1 protein-coding gene is annotated in these 412 nt (G+C 66.0%); it reads right to left on the bottom strand.

Translation table 11 applies throughout. The features are described from left to right. Nucleotides 1–405, bottom strand: a 405-nt coding sequence (locus F2P45_RS34590) for a PAS domain-containing protein (RefSeq protein ID WP_223164929.1), incomplete at its 3' end; no start/stop codon positions are given. Nucleotides 406–412: the final 7 nt, after the last annotated feature.

Here is a 412-nt window from a genome sequence, read left to right as displayed (position 1 = left end):
CTGCTCGGCATTCTTGCGCGCGGTGTTGTCGGTGCCGATCAACAAGTAGCCGATGATGGTGCCGCCGGCGTCGCGCAGGGCCGTCACCGACACCACCGCCGGCTGGCGGTTGCCGTTCTTGCAGATGTAGGTCAGCTCGTAGATGTCTTCGATGCCGCGCGAGGCCTTGAACACCAGCGCCTCGAAGCCGGGCGCGATGGGAGTGTCGAGCTCGGCGCTGAGGGCGGCGGCGCGCGCGATCACTTCCTGCGGATCGGAAAACGCGGCCGGGGTGATCAAGTCGACCACGTCGGCCGCCGCATAGCCGAGCATGCGCTCGGCGCCGACGTTGAAGATCTGGATCACGCCCTGGGCGTCGGTGGCGATGCTGGAAAAATTGGCGCTGTTGAAAATCGCGTCCTGCAGCGCTTCC

Origin of the sequence: Massilia mucilaginosa, from assembly GCF_011682145.1 — a bacterium.
In the GTDB taxonomy this organism is placed as follows: Bacteria; Pseudomonadota; Gammaproteobacteria; order Burkholderiales; family Burkholderiaceae_D; genus Telluria_A; species Telluria_A mucilaginosa.
The sequence above is the reverse complement of the archived record's forward strand: the minus strand, read 5'-3'. Positions and strand labels throughout refer to the sequence as shown.